Origin of the sequence: Enterobacter hormaechei ATCC 49162 (assembly GCF_001875655.1) — a bacterium.
GTDB classification, from domain to species: Bacteria; Pseudomonadota; Gammaproteobacteria; order Enterobacterales; family Enterobacteriaceae; genus Enterobacter; species Enterobacter hormaechei.
On record NZ_MKEQ01000001.1, the window covers coordinates 2,561,535 to 2,585,804 of the forward strand.

General features: G+C 56.3%; 19 protein-coding genes and 1 rRNA gene. 4 read left to right on the forward strand and 16 right to left on the reverse strand.

All coding sequences use genetic code 11. The annotated features are described in order from the left end of the window. Nucleotides 1-56: 56 nt before the first annotated feature. The 6 genes from psiE to pgi all read right to left on the reverse strand — a co-directional run bounded on the left by psiE (nt 57) and on the right by pgi (nt 6,437). Nucleotides 57-467, reverse strand: coding sequence for a phosphate-starvation-inducible protein PsiE (psiE, locus tag BH712_RS12825; protein WP_000202963.1), 411 nt, complete (start codon nt 465-467; stop codon nt 57-59). Nucleotides 468-646: 179 nt separating this feature from the next. Beyond that, nucleotides 647-2,743, reverse strand: a complete 2,097-nt coding sequence (locus BH712_RS12830; RefSeq protein ID WP_006810497.1) for a YjbH domain-containing protein — start codon at nt 2,741-2,743, stop codon at nt 647-649. After that, nucleotides 2,743-3,480: a capsule biosynthesis GfcC family protein gene (locus tag BH712_RS12835; protein ID WP_006810498.1), complete on the reverse strand. Its 738-nt coding sequence runs from the start codon at nt 3,478-3,480 to the stop codon at nt 2,743-2,745. The genes BH712_RS12830 and BH712_RS12835 overlap by 1 nt, the downstream gene beginning before the upstream one ends. Beyond that, nucleotides 3,477-4,115 carry a YjbF family lipoprotein gene (locus BH712_RS12840; protein WP_006810499.1) on the reverse strand — a complete coding sequence of 213 codons (639 nt, stop codon included), beginning with the start codon at nt 4,113-4,115 and terminating at the stop codon, nt 3,477-3,479. The genes BH712_RS12835 and BH712_RS12840 overlap by 4 nt, the downstream gene beginning before the upstream one ends. A gap of 63 nt (nt 4,116-4,178) precedes the next feature. Further along, nucleotides 4,179-4,421: an exopolysaccharide production protein YjbE gene (gene yjbE, locus BH712_RS12845; protein WP_003860341.1), complete on the reverse strand. Its 243-nt coding sequence runs from the start codon at nt 4,419-4,421 to the stop codon at nt 4,179-4,181. A gap of 366 nt (nt 4,422-4,787) precedes the next feature. After that, nucleotides 4,788-6,437 carry a glucose-6-phosphate isomerase gene (gene pgi, locus BH712_RS12850; protein WP_006810500.1) on the reverse strand — a complete coding sequence of 550 codons (1,650 nt, stop codon included), beginning with the start codon at nt 6,435-6,437 and terminating at the stop codon, nt 4,788-4,790. 374 nt (nt 6,438-6,811) lie between these two features. Here pgi and lysC point away from each other — a divergent pair, with 374 nt between their 5' ends. The 3 genes from lysC (at nt 6,812) to BH712_RS12865 (ending at nt 9,522) form a co-directional block, all read left to right on the forward strand. Further along, nucleotides 6,812-8,161: a lysine-sensitive aspartokinase 3 gene (lysC, locus tag BH712_RS12855; RefSeq protein ID WP_006810501.1), complete on the forward strand. Its 1,350-nt coding sequence runs from the start codon at nt 6,812-6,814 to the stop codon at nt 8,159-8,161. A 93-nt stretch (nt 8,162-8,254) separates the two neighbouring features. Then, a complete protein-coding gene (panS, locus tag BH712_RS12860; protein WP_006810502.1) occupies nt 8,255-9,199 on the forward strand; it encodes a ketopantoate/pantoate/pantothenate transporter PanS in 945 nt (314 codons plus the stop codon). 50 nt (nt 9,200-9,249) lie between these two features. Continuing rightward, nucleotides 9,250-9,522 (forward strand): YjbD family protein, encoded by a 273-nt coding sequence (locus BH712_RS12865; RefSeq protein ID WP_006810503.1) that lies wholly within the window; start codon nt 9,250-9,252, stop codon nt 9,520-9,522. On the opposite strand, the gene rluF is transcribed toward BH712_RS12865, so the two are convergent. The 5 genes from rluF to metH form a co-directional block, all read right to left on the reverse strand. After that, nucleotides 9,523-10,395, reverse strand: coding sequence for a 23S rRNA pseudouridine(2604) synthase RluF (gene rluF, locus BH712_RS12870; RefSeq protein WP_006810504.1), 873 nt, complete (start codon nt 10,393-10,395; stop codon nt 9,523-9,525). Between the two features lie 53 nt (nt 10,396-10,448). Further along, nucleotides 10,449-10,787, reverse strand: a complete 339-nt coding sequence (locus tag BH712_RS12875; protein ID WP_006810505.1) for a helix-turn-helix domain-containing protein — start codon at nt 10,785-10,787, stop codon at nt 10,449-10,451. A 2-nt stretch (nt 10,788-10,789) separates the two neighbouring features. Then, complete coding sequence (locus BH712_RS12880; protein WP_006810506.1) at nt 10,790-11,140, reverse strand: type II toxin-antitoxin system RelE/ParE family toxin; 351 nt, start codon at nt 11,138-11,140, stop codon at nt 10,790-10,792. A gap of 142 nt (nt 11,141-11,282) precedes the next feature. Beyond that, complete coding sequence (locus BH712_RS12885; protein WP_006810507.1) at nt 11,283-12,914, reverse strand: Na/Pi cotransporter family protein; 1,632 nt, start codon at nt 12,912-12,914, stop codon at nt 11,283-11,285. A gap of 217 nt (nt 12,915-13,131) precedes the next feature. Continuing rightward, complete coding sequence (gene metH, locus BH712_RS12890; RefSeq protein WP_006810508.1) at nt 13,132-16,815, reverse strand: methionine synthase; 3,684 nt, start codon at nt 16,813-16,815, stop codon at nt 13,132-13,134. A 193-nt stretch (nt 16,816-17,008) separates the two neighbouring features. On the opposite strand from metH, the gene iclR reads away from it, so the two are divergent. Further along, nucleotides 17,009-17,836 (forward strand): glyoxylate bypass operon transcriptional repressor IclR, encoded by an 828-nt coding sequence (gene iclR, locus BH712_RS12895; RefSeq protein ID WP_000258962.1) that lies wholly within the window; start codon nt 17,009-17,011, stop codon nt 17,834-17,836. Nucleotides 17,837-17,858: 22 nt separating this feature from the next. On the opposite strand, the gene aceK is transcribed toward iclR, so the two are convergent. From aceK to rrf, 5 genes are all read right to left on the reverse strand, one after another. Continuing rightward, nucleotides 17,859-19,610: a bifunctional isocitrate dehydrogenase kinase/phosphatase gene (aceK, locus tag BH712_RS12900; protein ID WP_006810510.1), complete on the reverse strand. Its 1,752-nt coding sequence runs from the start codon at nt 19,608-19,610 to the stop codon at nt 17,859-17,861. A gap of 117 nt (nt 19,611-19,727) precedes the next feature. After that, entirely contained in the window at nt 19,728-21,032 is a 1,305-nt protein-coding gene (gene aceA / locus BH712_RS12905; protein ID WP_032673705.1) for an isocitrate lyase, read from the reverse strand. A gap of 31 nt (nt 21,033-21,063) precedes the next feature. Next, complete coding sequence (gene aceB / locus BH712_RS12910) at nt 21,064-22,665, reverse strand: malate synthase A (protein ID WP_006810512.1); 1,602 nt, start codon at nt 22,663-22,665, stop codon at nt 21,064-21,066. Nucleotides 22,666-22,935: 270 nt separating this feature from the next. Continuing rightward, on the reverse strand, nt 22,936-23,865 hold the full coding sequence (metA, locus tag BH712_RS12915) for a homoserine O-acetyltransferase MetA (RefSeq protein ID WP_006810513.1): 930 nt from the start codon (nt 23,863-23,865) through the stop codon (nt 22,936-22,938). A 222-nt stretch (nt 23,866-24,087) separates the two neighbouring features. Then, nucleotides 24,088-24,203 (reverse strand): 5S ribosomal RNA (gene rrf / locus BH712_RS12920). Between the last annotated feature and the right edge of the window lie 67 nt (nt 24,204-24,270).

A 24,270-nucleotide genomic window follows, 5' to 3' on the forward strand; every position in this document is an offset into this window, starting at 1 on the left:
TATTGTATTGAACCAACTTGTGACTGTTGTTAGGCGCTCTTCGGAGCGCCCTTTTTTTATTCCCGTTTCAGCCGCTTCGAGTTGCACAGCCAGAGGGTGATCACCAGCAGCAGGATCGCCGCCGAGTAGATCAGCACGTCGAGTGGGGATTTATGATCGACGATGATCAGCCGCACAATGGCGGTGATGCCAATGTAGACAAAATAGCGTAGCGGGAAGTGAAAGCCGGACTGAAAGTACTTCACAATCAGGGCGATAAATTCGAAGTAGAGAAAGTAGACCACCAGGCCTTCCACCAGCGCATATTTGCTGGTTTGCTCAGGGGCGAACAGCACATCCGCCAGATGCACCGTCTCTTTGCCGAGAAAGACAACCAGAATCAGACCAAGACTTAGCAGACCGAGGTTCAGCACGGTCTGGAGGATGGTTGAGATAAACTCAACGCGCGGACGAGTCAGGGATGTCATACAGCACCTCATTCTCCAGGGCGAGGTTCCTGTATAACGCAAAAATGTGACGGGGATCTATATTTTTTGTTTATGTTTTGTCCACATGAACATTCTTGCCGGGCGGCACTGCGTTTGCCCGGCCTACAAAAAACACTGTCGTAGGCCCGGTAAGCGCAGCGCCACCGGGCAAACAAGTATCAGCGGAAGTTAATGTTCTTATCGCTGGTCATGTCATACAGCTGGAATTTACGTCCAAGCTGCTGACCGCCGTCGCGCGTCAGCGGCGTCCAGCCCACTGCCGCGCGGCTGCGGGTTGGGCCTGACGAGAACAGATCCAGCGGAATCGATACGTACACCCCTTTGGTGAAGTCCCCTTCCCCGTACTCGTCCGGCGAAACGTTGGTGATGGTGGCATAGCCGCCCACCACGACGCCGCTGTCGAAGTGTTTGGAGATATCCAGCGTGCCGCCCTTATCGCCCGCCAGGTACTGCCCGACGCTGGCTTTCACCAGCACGTCCTGCGCGAACGACGGCGTCCAGTAGGCGGTCAGGTGACCGGTTTTGACACTGTAGTCGGTGAACTTCATCATGTCCTGCGCGCTGCGCCAGTCACGCTGTTTCACGTAGTTGGCATCAATCCCAAACGCCCAGTTGCTGTCAACAGGACGATAAAGCACCTCCGCCCCCGCGCCGCCAAACATGGTTTCCAGATAGCCACCGTAAACCTGGCCGTAGAAGCCGTTGCCGAAGTACTGGAAGTAGTTGGCCTGAAGGTTATTCACGTAGATATCGTTCTGCACATATTCACGAACGCGGGTACGCACGCGCGGCAGTTTTGAATCGTTCGGCGGGTTGGTGTAGTTAAATTTGTCGTAGTTGTTGGCAATGTTGCCGAACAGACTACCGGTGGTCAACAGGTGGTCAGTCACCCACAGATCTGCCGTCGCCATCGCGCCCAGCTGATACATGTAGAAGTTTTCTGGCCCACCCACGGACTGGTTCAGCACCGGATCGATATGGAAATCGAAGCGGGATTTATCGATATACCAGCCCTGCTCGGTGCTCTCTGGCACCACCGGTTCAACGCGTTTTTGCAGCAGCTCGGTTTCATGTCCCAGCGGTTCGCCTTCAAGATGACGCTTAAGGCTGGCAACATCGGTTTCGGTGGTGACCTGCGGCAGGTTGAGACGGTTCTCCGTCACGCGGATCGTGCGGATCCCCTCCGGCAGATCGTTCATGACGATCCGGTTGGCGCGCTCGATCCCTTCCCGGGAGTCGCGGTATTTCACCTGCTCGCCGGTGACGTACAGCGTATCGCCTTTGGTCTGGATCTTCGGATCCGCCAGGCCCGCGTTATATTTCAGCAGCGTCAGCTGGTTCGCTACCACGGAGTGCTGAATGATCGCATCCTGCGGCTCCGGCTGATATTTTGGCCGCGGGTTGTCATTGTAGTGCGGCCGCATGTCGTTAAAGTTAGTGCGCAGGGTAAAGCCAAACATCAGGGTATTACCGCGCTCATAGCTGAGGTTAACGTCGGCCCAGTCGGTGACGCGGTAAATGGCGCCGACGTTAAACTTGCTCTTCTGCTCTATTTTGCCAGCAAAATCTTCGCTGTAGTTATTGCCTTCGTACTCCAGCTTCAGGCGCAACGGCTGCCATGGCGTTTGGTACTCTACGCCACCAAACAGCGAGGCCGGGCCGTGGAACATCTGGTCGCCGTTGATGGAACCGGCTTTCTGGTAGCTGTTATCACGGTAGCAGTATTTATCACTGTAGGAGCAGAACGGGTTTTTGACGTTGCCGCTGGTGCCGAGATAGCCCCACCCCAGACCGAGTGAGAAATCAAACGGTCCCCAGGCTTTGCTGGCCACAATGTATTCCGCGTCAAACAGGCCAGTCCCGCCGATATCTTTCGCGCCAACAGAGACCTGCGGCATCCAGTAGCTCTCTTCCCACAGGCGCAGCTTCACGTCGAAAGCTTTGTCTTTATAAGTCTGGTCGCCGGAGAAGGCATCCACGCTGCTGTACTGTTTTGTACGCACGTCGGTGTAGCGCAGCGTGGTCTCCAGCCAGGGGAACAGCTGCACGGACGCAGAGTAGTAACGGTACTGATCGTTATCGCGATAGTTAAGGCTGATTTCCCCCTCGCGGGCCATACGCGCCGTCGGGGTTTGCAGTAAGCCCACGCCGCCAAAATCGGACTGCGACGGGCCGATGGGTGCCGGATACGTTTCTGCATGACAGGCGGCACTCACGCACAGTGCAAGCATGCTGTAGAGATAGTTTTTTTTCATTATTCCGGTATCCGCTGTATCAGGGAGCGAAGGATATCGGCATTAAGCCCGTCATACGCTTTCGTCCAGAAATGGTCGGCAAAACCGACAAAAATGATGCTGCCTGGCATAGGTTCGATATGGCGTTTATTCCAGTAAGCCACCGGCGCTTTTTGGGTATGCCCGTCCGGATAGACCACCCAGGCATAGCTGTTATCCGCTCCGCTGAGCAGACTTTGCTCGTCGAGATAGCTCGCGACGTCCCGGCCCGGCGTAAACGGCTTTTTGCCGGGGCTGCTGAGAAGCCCCATCACGGTGACGGTGGAAGGCTGAGCCGGAAGCCACAGGGTATAGTCCCCTTCCAGCGACGGATTGCCGTTTTCCGCGACGCGCACCTCATCCGGATCGAGATTCACCTTCTGGCGACCCGTCACCTTAACCGCCTGAAGCTGCTGACGCAGGCTGTTAATGCCCGCGGCATCGTCGGCATCTTCCTGTTGTGCCAGCCCGCTTAATCGGGCGAGCAGCGCCTGATGTTTTTGTTCCGCGACTACCGTCGCCTGACGCTCGCTGATAACCGCCCCGGTCCACCAGCTTTTCGCCAGCCTCGGCTGCCCCACCAGATCGAGCAGATGCCCGGCATTGGTTAAGGTTTTTGGTTTTTCGCTGTCCGGGGTGTAGACCTGTACCGTTCCCGCAGACCATGCCAGCGGCGAGGCCAGGCTGGCGAGAAGCGCAACGTGGATGAGCATTTTCATGATTTCGCCGCCTTGATCAGGGTGGTTTTCACCGGGAAGAAACCGGCACCGAGATACTGTAAGGACTGGCGGATTTGTCCCTCTTCGTCCACCCAGAAGCGGTTATGCCAGGTGGCCTGATCGGTTGTCACCTTTTCATCCAGTACACGCACCTGCGTTTCGTCGCTGCCCACTTTGACACTGTCCGAACCGTCCCAGCGGAAGGTGGAGCGGGCCGTGGCGTAGCGAACCTGCTTATGCTCGGTCCAGCCCATCGTGCGCGTCCAGCTTGCACCATCGACGATCTGATTGGGCTTGATAAGCGGATCTTCCGCCAGGTTGTTCACCTCAAGCAGGTTATCGCCGCCGAGCAACGTTTTCACGATGCGGGAATGCTGCGTCACGATGGTGGCCTGATCCTGCGTCACCCATTTCTGCTGCCCGTTTTCGTCGAAAGCGAGCACCACAAACAGTTGCGGGCCATCGTTTAGCTGCATGTACTGGCTGGCGTACGGCATGTTCTGAAGTTCGTCATCGGTCAGTTGCACGCCCGGCGTACCGAACAGGCTGTCCCACAGTGAGTGGCCCAGCCCTTTGGTGGTAGCTGAGCAGGCCTGCAACAGCAGGCAAATCAGGATGATTGCAGGTCGCTTCACGACTCTTCTCCGAAGGGGCGAAATAACCACACCGAAGTGTGGTTATGATTAAAACACCCGGTATTACTGGGTGCTGGTCGTCGTAGTGGTCGTGGTTCCGGTATTGGAGCCATCACCGCCACCGGTTGCCGCCAGCGCGACACCCACGGCTGAACTTACGGCGCTGGTGCTGGCTGCGGTAGAACTCCCCGCAGACGCAGACGTCGCTGCCGACCCTGCTGCTTCCCCGACCTGGACCGGAGCTGCATAGACAGACGTCGCCGCAAGTGCAGATATGGCAAAAATGCCATACAGTACTTTCTTCATAACAATTTCCCTTCAATGAATGAATGGAGATTTGCCCGAAAAGAAATTCAGGCGGATTCGAGTATACACAACTAAAGCAGTGGGTTTACCGTGGGGGTAAATAGGAAGGAGGTTTTCAGACTAATGGTTAAAAATGAAAAGAAAGCAGAATTAATTAAATATATAATTACTTAAAATCAATAAGTTATAATATAAGACTATTAAAGTACCACTCCGTATTTTCTTAAAATAAACCGCAGCAATTAACGGGTTAACCGTCTTTTTCGGATTAAACTCAGATTGAGAATTTGAGTTAACTAACAGACATCAGGAATTATCCGATAAAAAAATGCCGGCATATCGCCGGCATTGTTCATGACATATTTATTACGCGCGCCATGCTTTATAACGGTTAATCAGACCATTGGTGGAGCTGTCGTGGCTGTCGATCGCTTTATCGTCACCCAGCTCTGGCAGAATACGGTTTGCCAGCTGTTTGCCCAGCTCAACGCCCCACTGGTCAAAGGTGAAGATGTTCAGGATAGCGCCCTGCGTGAAGATCTTGTGCTCATACAGCGCAATCAGCGCGCCCAGGCTGAACGGCGTGATTTCGCGCAGCAGGATGGAGTTGGTCGGGCGGTTGCCTTCGAACACCTTGAACGGCACAACGTGGTCCAGCGTGGCCGGATCTTTACCCTGGTCACGGTACTCCTGCTCAACCACCTCGCGGGATTTACCGAACGCCAGCGCTTCGGTCTGAGCGAAGAAGTTAGACAGCAGCTTCGGATGGTGGTCGGACAGCGGGTTGTGCGTGATAGCCGGGGCGATGAAATCACACGGTACCATTTTGGTGCCCTGGTGGATCAGCTGGTAGAACGCGTGCTGACCGTTGGTGCCCGGCTCGCCCCAGATGATTGGGCCAGTCTGGTAATCCACCGCGTTGCCGTTACGGTCAACGTACTTACCGTTGGATTCCATGTTGCCCTGCTGGAAGTAGGCCGCAAAGCGATGCATGTACTGGTCGTACGGCAGAATCGCTTCGGTTTCAGCGCCGAAGAAGTTGTTGTACCAGATCCCGATCAGCGCCAGCAGCACCGGCAGGTTCTTCTCAGGCGCGGTGGTGGAGAAGTGTTTGTCCATCGCATGCGCGCCGGAGAGCAGCTCAACGAAGTTGTCGAAGCCCACGGACAGGATGATGGACAGGCCAATCGCAGACCACAGAGAGTAGCGACCGCCAACCCAGTCCCAGAACTCGAACATGTTCGCGGTGTCAATACCGAACTCGCCCACGGCTTTACCGTTGGTGGACAGCGCCGCGAAGTGTTTCGCCACGTGCTTTTCGTCACCCGCAGTTTTCAGGAACCAGTCGCGCGCGCTGTGGGCGTTGGTCATGGTTTCCTGGGTGGTGAAGGTTTTGGACGCCACCAGGAACAGGGTGGTTTCCGGGTTCACCTTTTTCAGCACTTCAGCGATGTGCGTCCCATCGACGTTAGAGACGAAATGCATGTTGAGGTGGTTTTTGTACGGGCGCAGCGCTTCGGTCACCATGAACGGGCCGAGGTCAGAGCCGCCGATACCGATGTTCACCACGTCGGTAATCGCCTTGCCGGTGTAGCCTTTCCACTGACCGGAGATGATCGCTTCAGAGAAGGTTTTCATCTTTTCCAGCACCGCGTTCACTTCCGGCATCACATCTTTGCCGTCAACGATAATTGGAGTATTGCTACGGTTGCGCAGCGCCACGTGCAGCACGGCACGGTCTTCGGTGCGGTTGATCTTCTCACCGGAGAACATGGACTTGATGGCATCTGCCAGCTCAGTCTCTTTCGCCAGTTCTTGCAGCTTCGCCAGCGTCTCTTCGGTGATACGGTTCTTGGAGAAATCCACCAGCATCAGGTCATCGAAGGTGGCGGAAAACTTGCTGAAACGATCGGCATCTTTCGCGAACAAATCCGCGATGGTGACGTCTTTTATTTCATCAAAATGTTTCTGTAGTGCCTGCCATGCAGCGGTCTGCGTTGGGTTGATGTTTTTCATAGCAATACTCTTCTGATTTGAGAATTGTGACTGCGGTCGATTGTAGCGCCTGCAAATAAAAATTGTGATGGTTTTTATGCCATTGCCCTGGTCTGCATCAAACGCAGGTGAAAAGACCCGAAAAGTATAGCTGCTGTCGCGCCCTTCCGGCGTGGCGAAATGTTGGTCAAAATGGGGTAAAAAGGAGCATAAAATGTGGGCCTGTTATAAGTCCTGTTTCTCAGGGGTACCCCCCCATAAAAAATCCGCATAATCCCAGCATTGACAGGACCTCCCCCACATTTTATTTATAGGGCCGTATTTTGCGCCTGCACCTGTTCTCGCTTCATTCTTGTGCCAAGGTCGCTCTATTCATTCCCTGACACGAGGTTGTTATGACGAGTTTTGTGGTCGCCAAGTTTGGCGGCACCAGTGTGGCAGACTACGATGCCATGAACCGCAGCGCCGATGTGGTGCTGGCCGATCCGAATACCCGCCTGGTGGTGCTGTCCGCCTCAGCCGGCGTGACGAACCTGCTGGTTTCTCTGTCTGAAGGACTGGAAGCGACCGAACGCTTCGTGAAGCTGGATGCACTGCGCAAAATTCAGTTCGATATTCTTGAGCGTCTGCAAAACCCGAACGTTATTCGTGAGGAAGTGGAACGCCTGCTGGAAAATATCACCACCCTGGCAGAAGCCGCGTCGCTGGCCACCTCCAGCGCACTGACCGACGAACTGGTCAGCCACGGCGAACTGATGTCCACCCTGCTGTTTGTTGAGATCATGCGCGAGCGCAATATTCAGGCGCAGTGGTTCGACGTGCGTAAAGTCATGCGCACCAGCGACCGCTTTGGCCGCGCCGAGCCGGACGTTGAAGCCCTGGCAGAGCTGACTAACCAGCAGCTTGCTCCGCGCCTGGATGAAGGCATTGTGATCACCCAGGGTTTTATCGGCAGTGAAGCCAAAGGGCGCACAACCACGCTGGGCCGTGGCGGCAGCGACTATACCGCCGCCCTGCTGGGTGAAGCCCTGCACGCGACCCGCGTGGATATCTGGACGGACGTGCCGGGTATCTATACCACCGACCCGCGCGTAGTGTCTGCGGCAAAACGTATTGATGTGATCGCGTTTGAAGAGGCGGCCGAAATGGCTACCTTCGGCGCGAAAGTGCTGCACCCGGCCACGCTGCTGCCCGCCGTGCGCAGCGACATTCCGGTCTTCGTTGGCTCCAGTAAAGATCCGAAAGCGGGCGGGACGCTGGTCTGCAAGAAAACCGAGAATCCACCGCTGTTCCGCGCGCTGGCCCTGCGTCGTAAGCAGACGCTGGTTACCCTGCACAGCCATAATATGCTGCACTCCCGCGGCTTCCTGGCAGAAGTGTTTGGCATCCTGGCGCGCCATAATATCTCTGTGGATCTGATCACCACGTCAGAAGTCAGCATTGCGCTGACGCTCGACACCACCGGCTCCACCTCAACCGGCGACACCCTGCTGACGCAGTCGCTGTTGATTGAGCTTTCTGAGCTGTGCCGCGTGGAGGTGGAAGAAGATCTGGCGCTGGTCGCTATCATCGGCAACAAGCTGTCGCGCGCCTGCGGCGTGGGCAAAGAGGTCTTCGGCGTGCTCGACCCGTTCAATATCCGCATGATCTGCTACGGTGCCTCCAGCTACAACCTCTGCTTCCTGGTCCCTGCCGATCAGGCCGAGCAGGTCGTGCAGAAACTTCATCAGAATTTGTTTGAATAAAATTCGTTAGCACGATAAACAATACCTATAAGCCGGGCACAGACCCGGCTTTTTCATAACTAAACAACACGACAATACTGCAAGGAATTCACTATGTTATCCGCTATCACCCGGCTATTCCCGTTATGGGCGCTGCTGCTCTCTGTACTCGCGTATTACACCCCCTCCACCTTCACGGGCATTGGTCCGTGGGTCACCACGCTGCTGATGCTGATTATGTTCGGCATGGGCGTGCATCTGAAAATCGACGATTTTAAACGCGTGCTGTCGCGCCCGGCGCCGGTTGCCGCAGGGATTTTCCTGCACTACCTGGTGATGCCCCTCGCGGCGTGGCTGCTGGCGATGGCCTTTAAGATGCCACCCGACCTTTCCGCCGGGATGGTGCTGGTGGGGAGCGTCGCCAGCGGCACGGCATCTAACGTGATGATCTATCTCGCGAAAGGCGACGTGGCGCTCTCTGTCACCATCTCGTCCGTCTCCACGCTGGTGGGCGTGATTGCCACGCCGCTGTTAACCCGCCTGTACGTGGACGCGCATATCCAGGTGGACGTGATCGGCATGCTGCTGAGCATCCTGCAAATTGTGGTGATCCCGATTGCGCTGGGGCTGGTGATCCATCATCTCTTCCCGCGGGTAGTGAAAGCGGTTGAGCCGTACTTGCCCGCGTTTTCAATGGTCTGCATTCTGGCCATCATCAGCGCCGTGGTAGCTGGCTCTGCATCGCACATTGCTTCGGTAGGCTTTGTCGTTATCGTCGCGATTGTGTTGCATAACACCATTGGTCTGCTGGGCGGATACTGGGGCGGGAAGCTGTTTGGCTTTGACGAATCCACCTGCCGCACGCTGGCGATCGAAGTGGGGATGCAGAACTCGGGCCTGGCGGCGGCGCTGGGTAAAATTTACTTCTCACCGCTGGCAGCGCTGCCGGGGGCGCTGTTCTCCGTCTGGCACAACCTGTCCGGTTCACTGCTGGCGGGCTACTGGTCCGGTAAACCGATTGATGGACAACCGAAAAAAGATGCGGTGAAACAGGGTTAATTGGCTCGGCTTGCTTTACACTGAAGCCTCCCCATCAGGAGGCTTCAGCAATGGCTACACCACGTTTAACCCAGAAAGACATGACCGAAGCCGAGCAGCGCGAACTGAAAACGCTTCTCGACCGCGCCCGCATCGCACATGGCCGCACGCTGACGAACGCCGAAACCAATCAGGTTAAAAAAGAGTACATCGATAAGCTGATGGCGCAACGTGAGGCTGCGGCGAAAAAAGCCCGCAAGCTGAAAAAAGAGCAGGCTTATAAGCCGGATGCAGAGGCGACCTTTTCCTGGTCCGCCAGCACATCAAACCGTGGAAGGCGCTAATCAGCGCCCTTTCTTTTTGCGCCCCGGCTGGGTAAAGCGTTTTCCGTTGCCCGGCTTGCCTCGCCCTTTCTCTTCCGTCTGCGGTGCCTTCACCACCGGACGCTTAATCGCCTGTGTTTTCGGTTTCGCTTTAGCTTTCGGCTTCGCTTCGGACGAGGAGTTCTCGATAAGTTTGAACAGCTCGATCAGCTCGTCATCCGTTAAGTCACGCCACTCGCCCAGCGGGATCCCGGACAGGCTGACGTTCATGATGCGTGTGCGTTCCAGCTTCGTCACTTCATAACCGAAGTACTCGCACATGCGGCGGATCTGGCGGTTCAGGCCCTGCACCAGCGTGATACGAAACGCAAACGGCGCCTCTTTTCTGACTTTACACTTCTTCGTCACGGTGCCCAGAATCGGCACGCCTGCGCCCATCCCACGGATGAACTCGTCCGTGACCGGCTTGTTCACCGTAACAATGTACTCTTTCTCGTGATCGTTACCGGCACGCAGAATTTTGTTCACCAGATCGCCGTGGTTGGTGAGGAAAATCAGCCCCTGAGAGTCCTTATCCAGGCGGCCAATCGGGAAGATACGGCTGCTGTGGTTCACGAAATCTACGATGTTGTCCCGCTCGCCGTCTTCCGTGGTACTGACAATCCCAACCGGTTTGTTCAACGCGATAAACACCAGGTCTTCGGCATCACGCGGTTCGATGACCTGACCATTCACTTTCACCACATCGCCAGGTACCACCTGATCGCCAATGGTGGCGCGTTTGCCGTTAAGAAACACGTTACCCTGTTCAATGTAACGGTCAGCCTCGCGACGTGAGCAGATCCCGCTCTCGCTAATGTATTTGTTTAATCGGGTTGATTGAGTTGGCAGCATAGTTTCTCCTGTTAAGGGCGAAATATACCTTAGGTTTGGGCTGGAAAAAAAGATTAGCCGACGGTTACTGAGACGGGTTTTCCAAGTTTGCACAACATCATGACCAGCGTGTCGAGCGTAAACTTGTTGGTTTTAAGATTCACCACGTCGGAGACACGTGGTCGGGATACATTAAGCCTGGCGGCAACATCCACCTGACGGAGTTTGTTTTCCGTGATCCATGTGGAAATTTCCTGCATAAGTTGCCGCTTGATAGCAAGCAGTTGCTCGACTTCTTTCTCAGCGTTTTCCTGTAACTGTTTAGCCTCTTTTTCTTCAAAGCCCAACTCTGCGAAAATATTCGTTTCGGCCGCTGTCACATGCCGAATTTTTGTATCAACGTGAATCCCCATTTTTACCCTCTCCGAGCATCAAGCACTGCCTGAAAACGTGCCTTTGCTATGTATTTATCATGGCCAGATGTCCGCTGCGTCTTCTTGTTGAAGCAATGCAGGACGTACACAACATCTTCATATCGAGCCAAATAGAGAATTCGATAAGCGCCAGAATTATCACGAAGCCGTACCTCCGCAACGCCTTTACCGATCTCTGACATCGGCTTCCAGTCAGCCGCTTCTAACCCTGCCTGGAGCCGGTGTAACTGGTAGCCAGCGTCTTTACGTATTCCCTCCGGGAAACTGAGTAAATCTGCGAAGGCACTACCCATCCACGCAATGGGCCGCAGTATCGGCCTTTCTGATAGCATATCACATCCTTGTATAAAATTTTATACATTCATAAGCGTAAAAATGGCGGCGCAGGTTTATTAGCCCCCACGCCGCCACGTTACGTTTTTACCAGGATTTAGTCATGCCAGATGGAACGATACTGCGAGGTGCTTTCCGGAATTAATACTCATCCCGCTCGTCGTCCTCATCCGGCTGCTCCATTACGCTATAGGCCACCGCACAGAACAACGAGTTGAGACGCTTCATATCCCCCAGCAGCCCCAGGTGCAGGGAGCTGGTCTCGATACTCTGCACGTTCTGCTGGTGCAGGCGCTCAACGTGGGCGTGCGAGTAGCGGCGATTAAGGATGCGGAAACGGTGTTTATTGCGGCGCAGGCGGCGCGCGCTCGGCACGTCGCTGGAGAAGAAGACCGACATCGCCAGCTTCAGGTTGCTGACCAACTGTTCATGCAGCGCTTCCAGCTCCTTCAGCCCTTCAACAGAAAACGCACGACGTGCGGCCAGGGATTTGTCCGCGATTTCGCTGCCCATACGCTCGACGATATCCGAAGCCTGTTCAAGGTTGAGGGACATCTCAATAATTTCCGCCCAGCGACGGGACTCCTCTTCCGCCAGTTCGTCCTGCGGGATACGCGCCAGATAGAGCTTGATGGCGGTATACAGCACGTTGATATCGTCCGCCAGCCTGCGTAGCTCTTTCTCTTCGCGCGGCTCGCCGTGCATCACCTTTTGCAGCCCTTCCAGCATGGTTTCCATCGCATCGCCCATGCGCAGCGTTTCGCGGGCGGCATTTGCGATGGCCAGCGCGGGCGTGTCCAGCACCGCGGTGTCCAGATGCTTCGGTTTGAGGCGTGCGTCCAGTTCCGGCTCATCACGAATAAGCCGCTCGCAGAAGCGGGCCATCGGCGCGGCAAAGGGCACCATCGCCAGACAGCGCACCAGGTTGTAGAAGACGTGGAAGTAGATCACCAGCTCCGCTTTCGGCAGAGAGAGGTTGTCCATCAGGTTCGCCAGCGGATGGACAAACGGCAGAATAATCAGGCTACCCACCAGCTTAAACAGCAAGCTCCCGAGCGCCACGCGGCGGGCGGCGGCATTGGCCGCGCTGTTATTAAGCATCGCCAGCAGGCCAGAGCCAAGGTTGGCACCAATGACCAGACACAGCGCCACCGGGAAGGAGATTACCCCTGCGGCGGTTAAGGTCGCCGTCAGCAGGACTGCGGCCAGGCTGGAGTAGCTGACGATGGCAAACACCGCGCCAATCAACGCATCCAGCATAATATCGCCGGTCAGCGAGGCGAAGATGACCTGCACACCGTTGGCCTGGGTGATTGGCGTGACCGCCTGCACAATCAGCTCCAGCGCCAGCAGGATCAGCCCGAGGCCAATGCCGACGCGACCAAGCTGCCCGGCACGGCTTTGCTTACGGCCGAGGAAGAAAATGACGCCGATAAAAATCAGCAGCGGCGACAGCCAGGAGAGATCGAACGTCAGGATGCGCGCCATCAGCGCGGTACCGACGTCGGCGCCAAGGACGATCACCAGCGCCGGGGCGAGCGCCACCAGATCCTGCGCCACGAACGAGGTGACGAGCATGGTGGTGGCATTACTGCTTTGCACCAGCGCCGTCACGCCAATGCCCGCGCAGAAGGCGAGCGGCTTCTTCTCAACACTGCCGCTGAGCACGGTACGTAAACGTGCGCCAAACACACGCATCACGCCGGTACGAACGATATGGGTGCCCCATACCAGCAGTGCGACTGCGGAGAGCAGGTGTAACAACGTCAACACGGTAGGTTTTCCTCCTTATCGTTATCTGTTTTCCTGAGGCTTGTTGCGCGTTGTCTTGCCGGATGGCGGCTACGCCTTATCCGGCCTACGCGTAGGCCCGGTCAGCGCAGCGCCACCGGGCAATGTGGTAAGAACCTTCTTCCAGTATAAGGGTTTAAACGTAAGAAAGAGACAGGGCACCGTTGAGGTGCCCTGTTTGTTGTAAGGAAAGGTGACGTTAGTCTGCGTCGTAGCCTAAATTCGGCGCCAGCCAGCGTTCTACCTCTGACACGCTCATGCCTTTACGCAGGGCGTAATCCTCAATCTGATCGCGCTGAAGCTGTGCCACGGCGAAGTACTTGCTGTCCGGGTGGCTGAAATACCAGCCGGAAACGGACGCGCCCGGCCACATGGCGAACGACTCGGTAAGTTTCATCCCCGTATGCGCTTCGACGTCGAGCAGTTTCCAGATGGTGCCCTTCTCGGTGTGTTCCGGGCAGGCCGGATAACCCGGCGCCGGACGAATGCCCTGGTAGTTTTCGCGGATCAGCTCCTCGTTGCTGAGGTTCTCATTCGCCGCATAGCCCCAGTGCACCTTGCGCACGCGCTCGTGGAGGTACTCGGCGAACGCTTCCGCCAGGCGATCGGCAATCGCTTTCACCATGATTTTGTTGTAATCATCGTGCTGCGCGTCGAACGCATCCGCCAGCGCGTCTTCTTCCAGACCACCGGTTACGGCAAACGCGCCGATATAGTCGGCTTTACCGCTCAGCTTCGGCGCGACGAAATCCGCCAGGCAATAGTTGGCAAAGCCCACTTTCTCGGTTTGCTGGCGCAGGTGATGGCTCACGGCCAGCACGTGGGTGCGGGTTTCATCGCGGTAGATTTCCACGTCGTCGCCCACGCGGTTCGCCGGAAACAGCCCCACCACCCCGCGCGGGTTGAGGGCTTTTTCTGCGCTAAGTCTGTCGAGCATGTCGTTGGCATCTTTAAACAGACGCTTCGCCTCTTCGCCCACCACCTCATCTTCAAGAATGCGCGGATATTTGCCCGCCAGCGACCAGGTCATAAAGAACGGCGTCCAGTCGATGTAGTTTCGCAGCGTTTCGATGCTGGCCGTCACGTCCTGCACGCCCAGACGGTGCGCGACCGGCGGCGTATAGCTGGACCAGTCGAACGCCAGATCGTTATCGCGCGCTGCCTGAAGTGAAACCGGCGGGGTACGCGGTTTCTTGCGACCATGCTGAATGCGGACGGTTTCGTACTCTTTGCGGGTGCGCGCCACAAAATCATCGCGCTGGGTGTCCGACAGCAGCGCGGAGACCACGCCCACGGTGCGCGAGGCGTTCTGCACATACACCGTCGGGCCGCTGTAGTTCTGCTCGATCTTCACTGCCGTGTGCGCTTTCGAGGTGGTCGCCCCGCCAATCAGCAGCGGAATGGTGAAGCCCTGACGCTCCATCTCTTTTGCTACGTTGACCATTTCGTCCAGCGACGGCGTGATCAACCCGGAAAGACCAATCAGATCCGCATTCACTTCGCGCGCGGTCTTGAGGATTTTGTCCGCCGGGACCATCACGCCCAGGTCGATAATTTCATAGTTATTGCACTGCAGCACCACCCCGACGATATTCTTGCCGATGTCGTGCACGTCGCCCTTCACGGTGGCGATAACCATCCTGCCGTTGCTGGAGCCTTTCTCTTTGCTGGCCTCGATAAACGGCTCCAGATAAGCGACGGCCTGCTTCATCACGCGGGCAGATTTCACCACCTGCGGCAGGAACATTTTGCCCTCGCCGAACAGATCGCCGACCACGTTCATGCCGTCCATCAGCGGCCCTTCGATCACTTCAATCGGACGGGCGGCCTGCTGACGCGCCTCTTCAGTATCCTGCTCGATGAACTCGGTAATGCCTTTTACCAGCGAATATTCCAGACGCTTTTTCACGTCCCAGGCGCGCCATTCGGCCTGCTGAACGTTGGCTGATTCGTCAGATTTACTGCCGCGGTATTTCTCCGCCAGATCCAGCATGCGCTCGGTGGCATCGTCACGACGATTGAGGATGACGTCTTCTACGGCGTCGCGCAGCTCGGCAGGCAGATCGTCGTAAATCGCCAGCTGGCCGGCGTTGACGATCCCCATATCCATCCCGTTGCGGATGGCGTAGTAGAGGAACACGGCGTGGATCGCTTCGCGCACCGGGTCGTTGCCGCGGAACGAGAACGACACGTTAGACACGCCGCCGGAGATCAGCGCGTGCGGCAGCTCGCGTTTAATGTCCTCACACGCACCGATAAAGTCCTGGGCGTAGTTGTTGTGCTCTTCAATCCCGGTCGCGACGGCGAAGATGTTCGGGTCGAAGATAATGTCTTCCGGCGGGAAGCCCACCTCTTCGGTCAGAATTTTGTACGCGCGGCGGCAAATCTCGATTTTGCGCTCGCGGGTATCGGCCTGACCCACTTCGTCAAAGGCCATGACCACCACGGCGGCACCGTAGCGGCGCACCCTCTTCGCGTGGTGGATAAAGGTATCGACGCCCTCTTTCATCGAGATGGAGTTAACGATGCCTTTACCCTGAATGCACTTCAGCCCTTTTTCGATGACGTCCCATTTGGAAGAGTCAATCATGATCGGCACGCGGGCGATATCCGGCTCACCGGCGATCAGGTTGAGGAAACGCACCATCGCCGCTTCGGCGTCGAGCATCCCCTCATCCATATTGATATCGATGATCTGCGCCCCGCTTTCCACCTGCTGGCGGGCAACGTCCAGCGCTTCGCTGTACTTCTCTTCTTTGATCAGGCGCTTGAACTTCGCGGAACCGGTAACGTTTGTACGTTCACCCACGTTCACAAACAGGCTATCGTCGCCAATGGTTAACGGCTCAAGGCCGGAAAGGCGACAGGCAACCGGAAGCTCGGGCAGCTTGCGCGGCGGAAGCCCGGCGACGGCGCGGCTCATGGCGGCGATATGCTCCGGCGTGGTGCCGCAGCAACCGCCGACAATGTTGAGGAAGCCAGACTCGGCCCACTCGCGGATTTGCGCCGCCATGGTGTCGGCATCCAGATCGTACTCGCCAAACGCGTTCGGCAGACCGGCGTTCGGGTGGGCGGTGACGTAGCACTCTGCAATGCGCGAAAGCTCCTGCACGTACTGGCGCAGTTCGTCTGGCCCCAGCGCGCAGTTCAGGCCGAAGGAGAGCGCTTCGGCGTGGCGCAGGGAGTTGTAAAACGCTTCGGTTGTCTGCCCGGACAGGGTGCGGCCTGAGGCGTCGGTGATGGTGCCGGAAATCATGATCGGCAGGTCAATGCCCAGCGCCTCGAACTCCTCTTTCACCGCGTAAATCGCGGCTTTAGCGTTGAGGGTATCGAATACGGTTTCAATCAGGATCAGGTCAGAGCCGCCTTCCACCAGCGCTTTGGTCGATTCACGGTAGGCCGCAACCAGCTGGTCAAAGGTGATATTGCGAAACGCCGGATCGTTGACGTCCGGTGAAATCGACGCGGTGCGGTTGGTTGGGCCAAGCACCCCGGCAACGTAGCGCGGCTTGTCCGGCGTGCGGGCCGTCCACTCGTCGGCGCAGGCGCGGGCGAGTCTGGCCGCTTCAAAGTTGATCTCCGCCGACAGGGATTCCATCTGGTAATCTGCCATGGCGATGGTTGTCGAGTTAAAGGTGTTGGTTTCAACGATATCCGCGCCCGCTTCAAAGTAGGCGTTGTGGATATCCCTGATGACGGACGGTTTGCTCAACACCAGCAGGTCATTGTTTCCTTTCAGGTCGCAAGGCCAGTCGGCAAAGCGCTCGCCGCGGAAATCGTCTTCACTCAGACGATAGCCCTGGATCATGGTGCCCATGCCGCCGTCCAGCACCAGAATTCGTTCATTTAACTGCGCACGCAGTTGCTCTACTTTGCTGCTCACACTTGCTCCCGACAACGCTCAACAAGGCCAAAAGGCTGCGTTCCATACTGGCACAATCTTGCAGGGTGGAAAAGTCACACGGCGGTAACATGAGACATGTTCACCATCACTCCTCCGATCAGTCAGGAAAGCGGTTGCAAAACCACCAAATAAAACGAAAATGATTTCCACGATACAGAAAAAGGAGTTCGTCATGGTTACGACCGTTCCCGCTAAACGCGGCAGAAAACCTGCTGCCAACCCTGCCGCACAGCCCGGTGGACAGGTTCAATCCCTGACGCGCGGCCTGAAGCTGCTGGAATGGATAGCCGAATCGCATGGCAGCGTGGCCCTGACGGAGCTGGCGCAACAGGCGGGACTGCCGAACTCCACTACGCACCGTCTGCTGACTACCATGCAGCAGCTGGGTTTTGTGCGTCAGGTGGGCGAGCTTGGACACTGGGCGGTGGGCGCGCATGCGTTTATTGTCGGCAGCAGTTTCCTGCAAAGCCGCAACCTGCTGGCGATAGTGCACCCGATTTTGCGCAAGCTGATGGAAGAGTCCGGCGAGACGGTAAACCTGGCCGTGCTGGATCAGAGCGACCACCAGGCGATTATCATCGACCAGGTGCAGTGTACGCAGCTGATGCGCATGTCCGCGCCGATTGGCGGCAAGCTGCCGATGCATGCCTCTGGCGCAGGGAAAGCGTTTCTCTCACAGCTTAGCGAAGAGCAGGTGACGGGTCTGCTGCACCGTAAAGGGCTGCACGCCTACACCCACGCCACGCTGGTGTCGCCGGTGCATCTGAAAGAAGATCTGGCTCTGACCCGCAAGCGCGGCTATTCGTTTGATGACGAAGAACATGCCCTCGGGCTGCGCTGTCTCGCGTCCTGTATTTTCGACGAACACCGCGAGCCGTTTGCCGCCATCTCCATCTCCGGGCCGATTTCACGCATGACCGACGACCGCGTGACCGAGCTGGGCGCGCTGGTGATTAAGGCCGCGAAAGAGGTGACGCTGGCGTATGGTGGAATTCGTTAATATTGAGTGCGGTCTGATGCCCTCACCCCGGCCCTCTCCCACAAGGAGAGGGAGAAAATCTTATGCAAAACCGCTGTTTACGGCGGTAAGCGTAGACATCTTCCACGTGCCCATTTTTGATCCGCGTTTGCAGGCCGCGCCAGTAGCTGGCGCGGAACAGATCGGCATGCATCTCTTCAAATAACGGGCCGATGCGCGGGTCGGCGCACAGCCAGTGGCGAAACTCCTCCGGAAACACGTCCCCCGGCGAGACGCTGTACCACGGCTCGCTGGACAGTTCATCTTCCGGGTAACGGGGCGGCGGAATATCGCGGAAGTTCACCTCGGTCATGTAGCAAATTTCATCGTAATCGTAGAACACCACCCGACCATGCCGGGTGACGCCAAAGTTTTTAAACAGCATATCGCCGGGGAAAATATTGGCGGCGGCAAGCTGGCGAATCGCGTTGCCGTACTCTTCTATGGCATCCCGCAGCGCCTGACCTTCGGACTGCTCCAGCCAGATATTTAGCGGCACCATGCGACGTTCAATATAAAGATGGCTAATCACGATTTTATCGCCAAGATCGGTGATTTTCGCGGAGGCTTCCTGCATCAATAGCGCCATGAGCGCCGGGTCGATCTGCTGTTTATCCAGCACAAAGTTTTCAAACTCCTGGGTATCCGCCATCCGACCAACGCGGTCATGCTCTTTGACCAGTTGATAACAGGCGCGGACATGCGCGGCGCTCATCTCTTTCTGCGGGGCGAATTTATCCTTAATCACCTTAAATACCCGGTCGAAGCCCGGCAGCGTGAAGACCAGCATCACCATACCGCGAATGCCGGGCGCCTCGATAAACTGCTCATCGGCCGTGGTGACATAGCGCAGGTACTCCCGGTAGCTTTCCGTTTTGGCGTGCTTCTGGCAGCCAATCGCCATATACAGCTCGGCGGTGGTTTTGCCTGGGAGGATCTCGCGCAGCCACTCCACCAGGGCGGCAGGCAGCGGCGCGTACACCATGAAATAGGAGCGGGCGAAGCCAAACACGATGCTGGCCTCGGCGCTGGTGGTCAGGCAGGTATCGACAAACAGTTCCCCGTCGTCGGTACGGTGGATCGGTAGCAGAAACGGCACGATGGCCGACGGCGTTACCAGTTTGCCAGCCAGCCAGGCGGCTTTATTTCGGTAGAAAAGCTCGTTGGCAACCTGCAAATGGCTTTGACTGAGTACCTCAGCGCCGAAGGCTTCATTCAGATGCGCATGGATATAGCCGATATCCCGCGCTTTATTCTCCCACGGCAGGCGCAGCGGTAAATCCGTTAAGACGCGGTGCAGGAGCTTTTCCCAGCCGCGATCGGGAAAGAAATCTTTCGCCAGCGGACGCGGAATGGTACGGAAGCGGCGTTCCGGCTGGGAGCTGAAGATAAATAACCGCTCAGGAGATAATGAGCGGTGGTCAAATAACCGGCAATAGACGGAGTTGAAAAAGCTCTCCGCAATCTCGAAGCGCGGGTAGTCCGGTAGCAGATGGGTGTAATGCTTTTTCACGCGAAGTAAAAATTCCGCATCCGGGCTTTTACCCTCGGTAATACAGCGCAGCTGCTCCACCACCAGACCAACGTGGTGGTCGTAGAGATGGATACGCTGCTTCATGGCCAGCTGAACCGCATGCCAGTCAGCGTGCTCAAAACGCTGTTGCGCGCCGGAGGTGACTTCCAGAAAGCGGCCATACTGGGCATCAAAGCCCTGCAAAATAGTCTGTGCAATCAGCAATTCCAGGCCACGCGACATAGTTTCACCTTACCCCTCACCCCGGCCCTCTCCCCAGAGGGGAGAGGGAGAAATACAAACCAGTGCCTAACCGTCCCCTCTCCCCTCTGGGGAGAGGGTTAGGGTGAGGGGAAAACATCAGAACTGTGCTTCTTCGGTTGAGCCTGTTAAGGCGGTGACGGAGGAGGTCCCGCCCTGAATAATCGTAGTCACGTTATCAAAGTAACCGGTTCCCACCTCCTGCTGGTGAGACACGAAGGTATAACCCTCTTTGCCCGCCGCAAATTCCGGCTGCTGCACCTTCTCAACGTAGTGCTTCATGCCTTCGCCCTGCGCGTAAGCGTGTGCCAGATCGAACATGTTGAACCACATGCTGTGAATACCCGCCAGGGTGATGAACTGGTACTTGTAACCCATATCTGAAAGCTGCTGCTGGAAGCTGGCGATGGTGGTATCGTCCAGATTCTTTTGCCAGTTGAAAGACGGCGAACAGTTATAGGCCAGCAGCTTGCCCGGATATTTCGCATGAATCGCATCGGCAAAGCGCTTCGCCAGCGCCAGATCCGGCGTGGAGGTTTCACACCAGACCAGGTCCGCGTAGGAGGCATACGCCAGGCCACGGCTGATCGCCTGTTCAATACCAGCATGCGTGCGATAGAACCCTTCGCTGGTGCGCTCGCCGGTGATGAATTCACTGTCGTACGGGTCGCAGTCAGAGGTGATCAGGTCCGCCGCGTCCGCATCGGTACGGGCAATCACCAGCGTCGGCACGCCGAGCACGTCTGCGGCCAGACGCGCGGCAACCAGCTTCTGAATCGCCTCCTGGGTCGGCACCAGCACCTTGCCGCCCATATGTCCGCACTTCTTCACCGACGCCAGCTGATCTTCGAAGTGAACGGCCGCTGCACCGGCTTCAATCATCGATTTCATCAGCTCGAAGGCGTTCAGCACGCCGCCGAAACCGGCTTCCGCATCCGCGACGATCGGCAGAAAATAATCGATGAATCGCGGATCGTGAGGTTCGATACCCGCCGCCCACTGGATCTGATCCGCACGGCGGAAGGTGTTGTTGATCCGATCCACCACTGACGGCACCGAGTTCGCCGGATACAGCGATTGATCCGGATACATGCTGGAGGCCAGGTTTGCATCCGCCGCGACCTGCCAGCCGGAAAGATAGATAGCTTCAATACCGGCCTTCGCCTGCTGCAATGCCTGACCGCCGGTCAGTGCGCCGAGGCTGTTGATATAGCCCTTTTTGGCGCCGCCGTGCAGCAGCTTCCACATTTTCGCCGCGCCGTTCTGTGCCAGCGTGCATTCCGGGTTGACCGAGCCGCGTAATTTCACCACTTCCTCTGCGCTGTACGGACGACGAATGCCTTCCCAGCGCGGTTGAGTCCACTCTTTCTGTAATTCTTCGATTTGTTGGGTACGGGTTTTCATGTGCAGATGCTCCATATTGTTATGTGGTGGATTACGCCAGGAAGCGGTAGCCCGGCAGGGTCAGGAAGTCGATTAAGTCATCTGAGATGGTGATTTGCTCCATCAGGCGTGCGGCGTCGTCAAAACGCCCGCTGCTAAAGCGGTGCTCGCCCAGTTCGTCCTGGATAACCCGCATCTCTTCGGCCAGCATCTGGCGGAACAGGGCTTTGGTTACCGGTTTGCCGTTGCTGAGCGTTTTTTGATGATGGATCCACTGCCAGATGGAGGTACGAGAGATTTCCGCCGTCGCGGCATCTTCCATCAGGCCGTAGATCGGCACGCAGCCGTTGCCGGAGATCCACGCTTCGATGTACTGCACGGCAACGCGGATGTTGGCGCGCATCCCCTCTTCCGTCCGCTCCCCCGCACACGGCGCCAGCAGTTGTTCTTCTGCGATTGGCGCATCCTCTTCACGGGTGACAAACAGCTGGTTTTTGTTGTCGCCGAGGACGCGGTTAAAGACTTCCATCGCCGTATCGGCAAGACCAGGGTGTGCAATCCACGTGCCGTCGTGACCGTTGCGGGCTTCCAGCTCTTTATCGGCTTTCACCTTGTTGAGCACCTGATTGTTGCGCTCGACGTCTTTGCTCGGGATAAAGGCCGCCATGCCGCCCATCGCGAACGCGCCACGCTTGTGGCAGGTTTTAATCAGCAGACGCGAGTAGGCGCTGAGGAACGGTTTATCCATGGTGACAACCTGACGATCCGGCAATACACGATCGGCATGGTTTTTCAGCGTTTTAATGTAGCTGAAGATGTAATCCCAGCGGCCGCAGTTCAGGCCGACAATGTGGTCGCGCAGCGCATGCAGGATCTCGTGCATCTGGAATACGGCAGGCAGGGTTTCAATCAGCAGCGTAGCTTTAATGGTGCCGCGCGGCAGGCTGAAGCGGTCTTCAGCATAGCTGAATACTTCACTCCACCACGCCGCTTCCTGCCAGGACTGGGTTTTCGGCAGGTAGAAATAGGGACCGCTGCCTTTCGCCAGCAGGTTTTTATGGTTGTGGAAGAAGTACAGCGCAAAGTCGAACAGGCTGCCCGGAATGGCTTCCCCGCGCCAGGTAACGTGTTTTTCAGGCAAATGCAGACCGCGTACGCGACAGATCAGCACCGCCGGATTCGGTTTAAGCTGGTAAATTTTACCGGCTTCATTGGTATAGCTGATGGTGCCGTTGACGGCGTCGCGCAGGTTGATCTGCCCGTCGATAACTTTCCGCCAGTCCGGCGCGAGGGAGTCTTCGAAGTCCGCCATAAACACTTTGACGTTGGCATTCATGGCGTTGATCACCATTTTGCGCTCTACGGGGCCGGTGATCTCTACGCGGCGATCCTGCAAATCGTCAGGTATTCCGCGAATTTTCCATTCACCGTGGCGAATGGAAGCAGTTTCCGAAATAAACCCTGGCAACTTGCCGTTATCGATTTCCTGCTGTTGATGAATGCGTGCCGCCAGCAGCTTATTACGCTGTGGCGTAAAGCGGGTCACCAGTTCAGTCAGAAACTCTACCGCTTCGGCCGTTAAAACGTGCTGTTCTTGCTCACCATTCGGCTGGGTAAAGGTCAATTCATCGACCGTTGTTGCCTGTTGAGTCATCGTTCTGCTCCTCATCAAAGATCCAAAATCACGCCCCCGATGCGAACGAAAGATCGTTGTGTAGTTTTCGCTCAGCAGAATTAAGACTATCTATAATTTTTCCAAAATCAAAAACAATTTCCATTTTAATTTATTTTGATGCACAACATATTGATTAGTATGGAATTAAAGTTTTATCGGATGTTGAGTGGGATTTCGGAAATAAAAAAAGCACCCGAAGGTGCCTGATTTGAATAGCTGAAACGCTTTAGGATCGTTTAATGCAGACGATTACTCCAGCGTCGGATTCATGTGGCGAAGATCGTACGGCGTAATCTGGTAGACGTAATAGTTGAGCCAGTTGGTGAACAGCAAATTTCCGTGGCTACGCCAGGTTGCCCGAGGCGTGTTTTGTGGATCGTTTTTCGGGAAATAGTTGTACGGGACATCCGGATTCAGACCCGCTTCAACATCACGAAAATACTCTGACGCGAGGGTATGCGGATCGTACTCAGGATGGCCGGTAACGAACGCGATGCGTTTGTCTTTGCTGGCGAACAGGTAGGCATCTCCGTCTTCCGTTTCGGCCAGGATTTCCAGGTCGGTGTAATCGCGGATCAGCTGAGCCGGAAAATCGGCGTAGCGAGAATGCGGGGCCAGGAAGGTGTCATCGAAACCACGCGTCAACAACGCATGTGGGTGAAGTATGTGGTGTTCGTATACACCGGAAAGTTTGTCACTGCGGGTTTGCTTGGGAATGCCATAGAGGATGTTCAGTGCGGCCTGTACCGCCCAACAGACAAACAAGGTGGACGTAACGTGATCTTTTGCCCACTCCAGCACCTGCTTGATCTGCGGCCAGTAGGCTACGTCATTAAATTCCACCAGACCCAGCGGTGCACCAGTGACGATCAGTCCATCGAAGTTCTCATCGCGAATGTCGTCAAAGTTACAGTAGAAGTTATTCAGATGCTCAGCAGGCGTGTTGCGTGACTCACGCGCGTCAATGCGCAGCAGCTGAATATCAACCTGAAGCGGAGAGTTCGAAAGCAAACGCAGGAACTGGTTCTCCGTTTCGATCTTCTTTGGCATCAGGTTAAGGATCAGCACCTTCAGCGGGCGAATTTCCTGACCAGAAGCACGTGAAGTTGTCATTACGAAGACATTCTCTTCACGCAAGAAATTGACGGCTGGTAGCTCGTCCTGCACCCGAATCGGCATAACCTAAAATCCTCACAGCATACGTATAAACGTTTAGACATCCAGACAGCTAACGATACCCAGAAACAGGCTTAATGTCGAGTCTGCAAGCAGAAGGTGAGAAAGTTTCAAGGAGGGGATGGTGCGGTTTGATGCCCTCACCCCGTCCCTCTCCCCGTGGGAGAGGGAGAAAACAAAAGCAAAAAACCCCGCACCTTTCGGTACGGGGTTTCTTTAATTGATGCCTGGCAGTTCCCTACTCTCACATGGGGAGACCCCACACTACCATCGGCGCTACGGCGTTTCACTTCTGAGTTCGGCATGGGGTCAGGTGGGACCACCGCGCTAAAGCCGCCAGGCAAATTCTGTTAATCTGTATCAGGCTGAAATGTGATTGTCTGTCTCTTCGCCAAAACATCTTCGGCG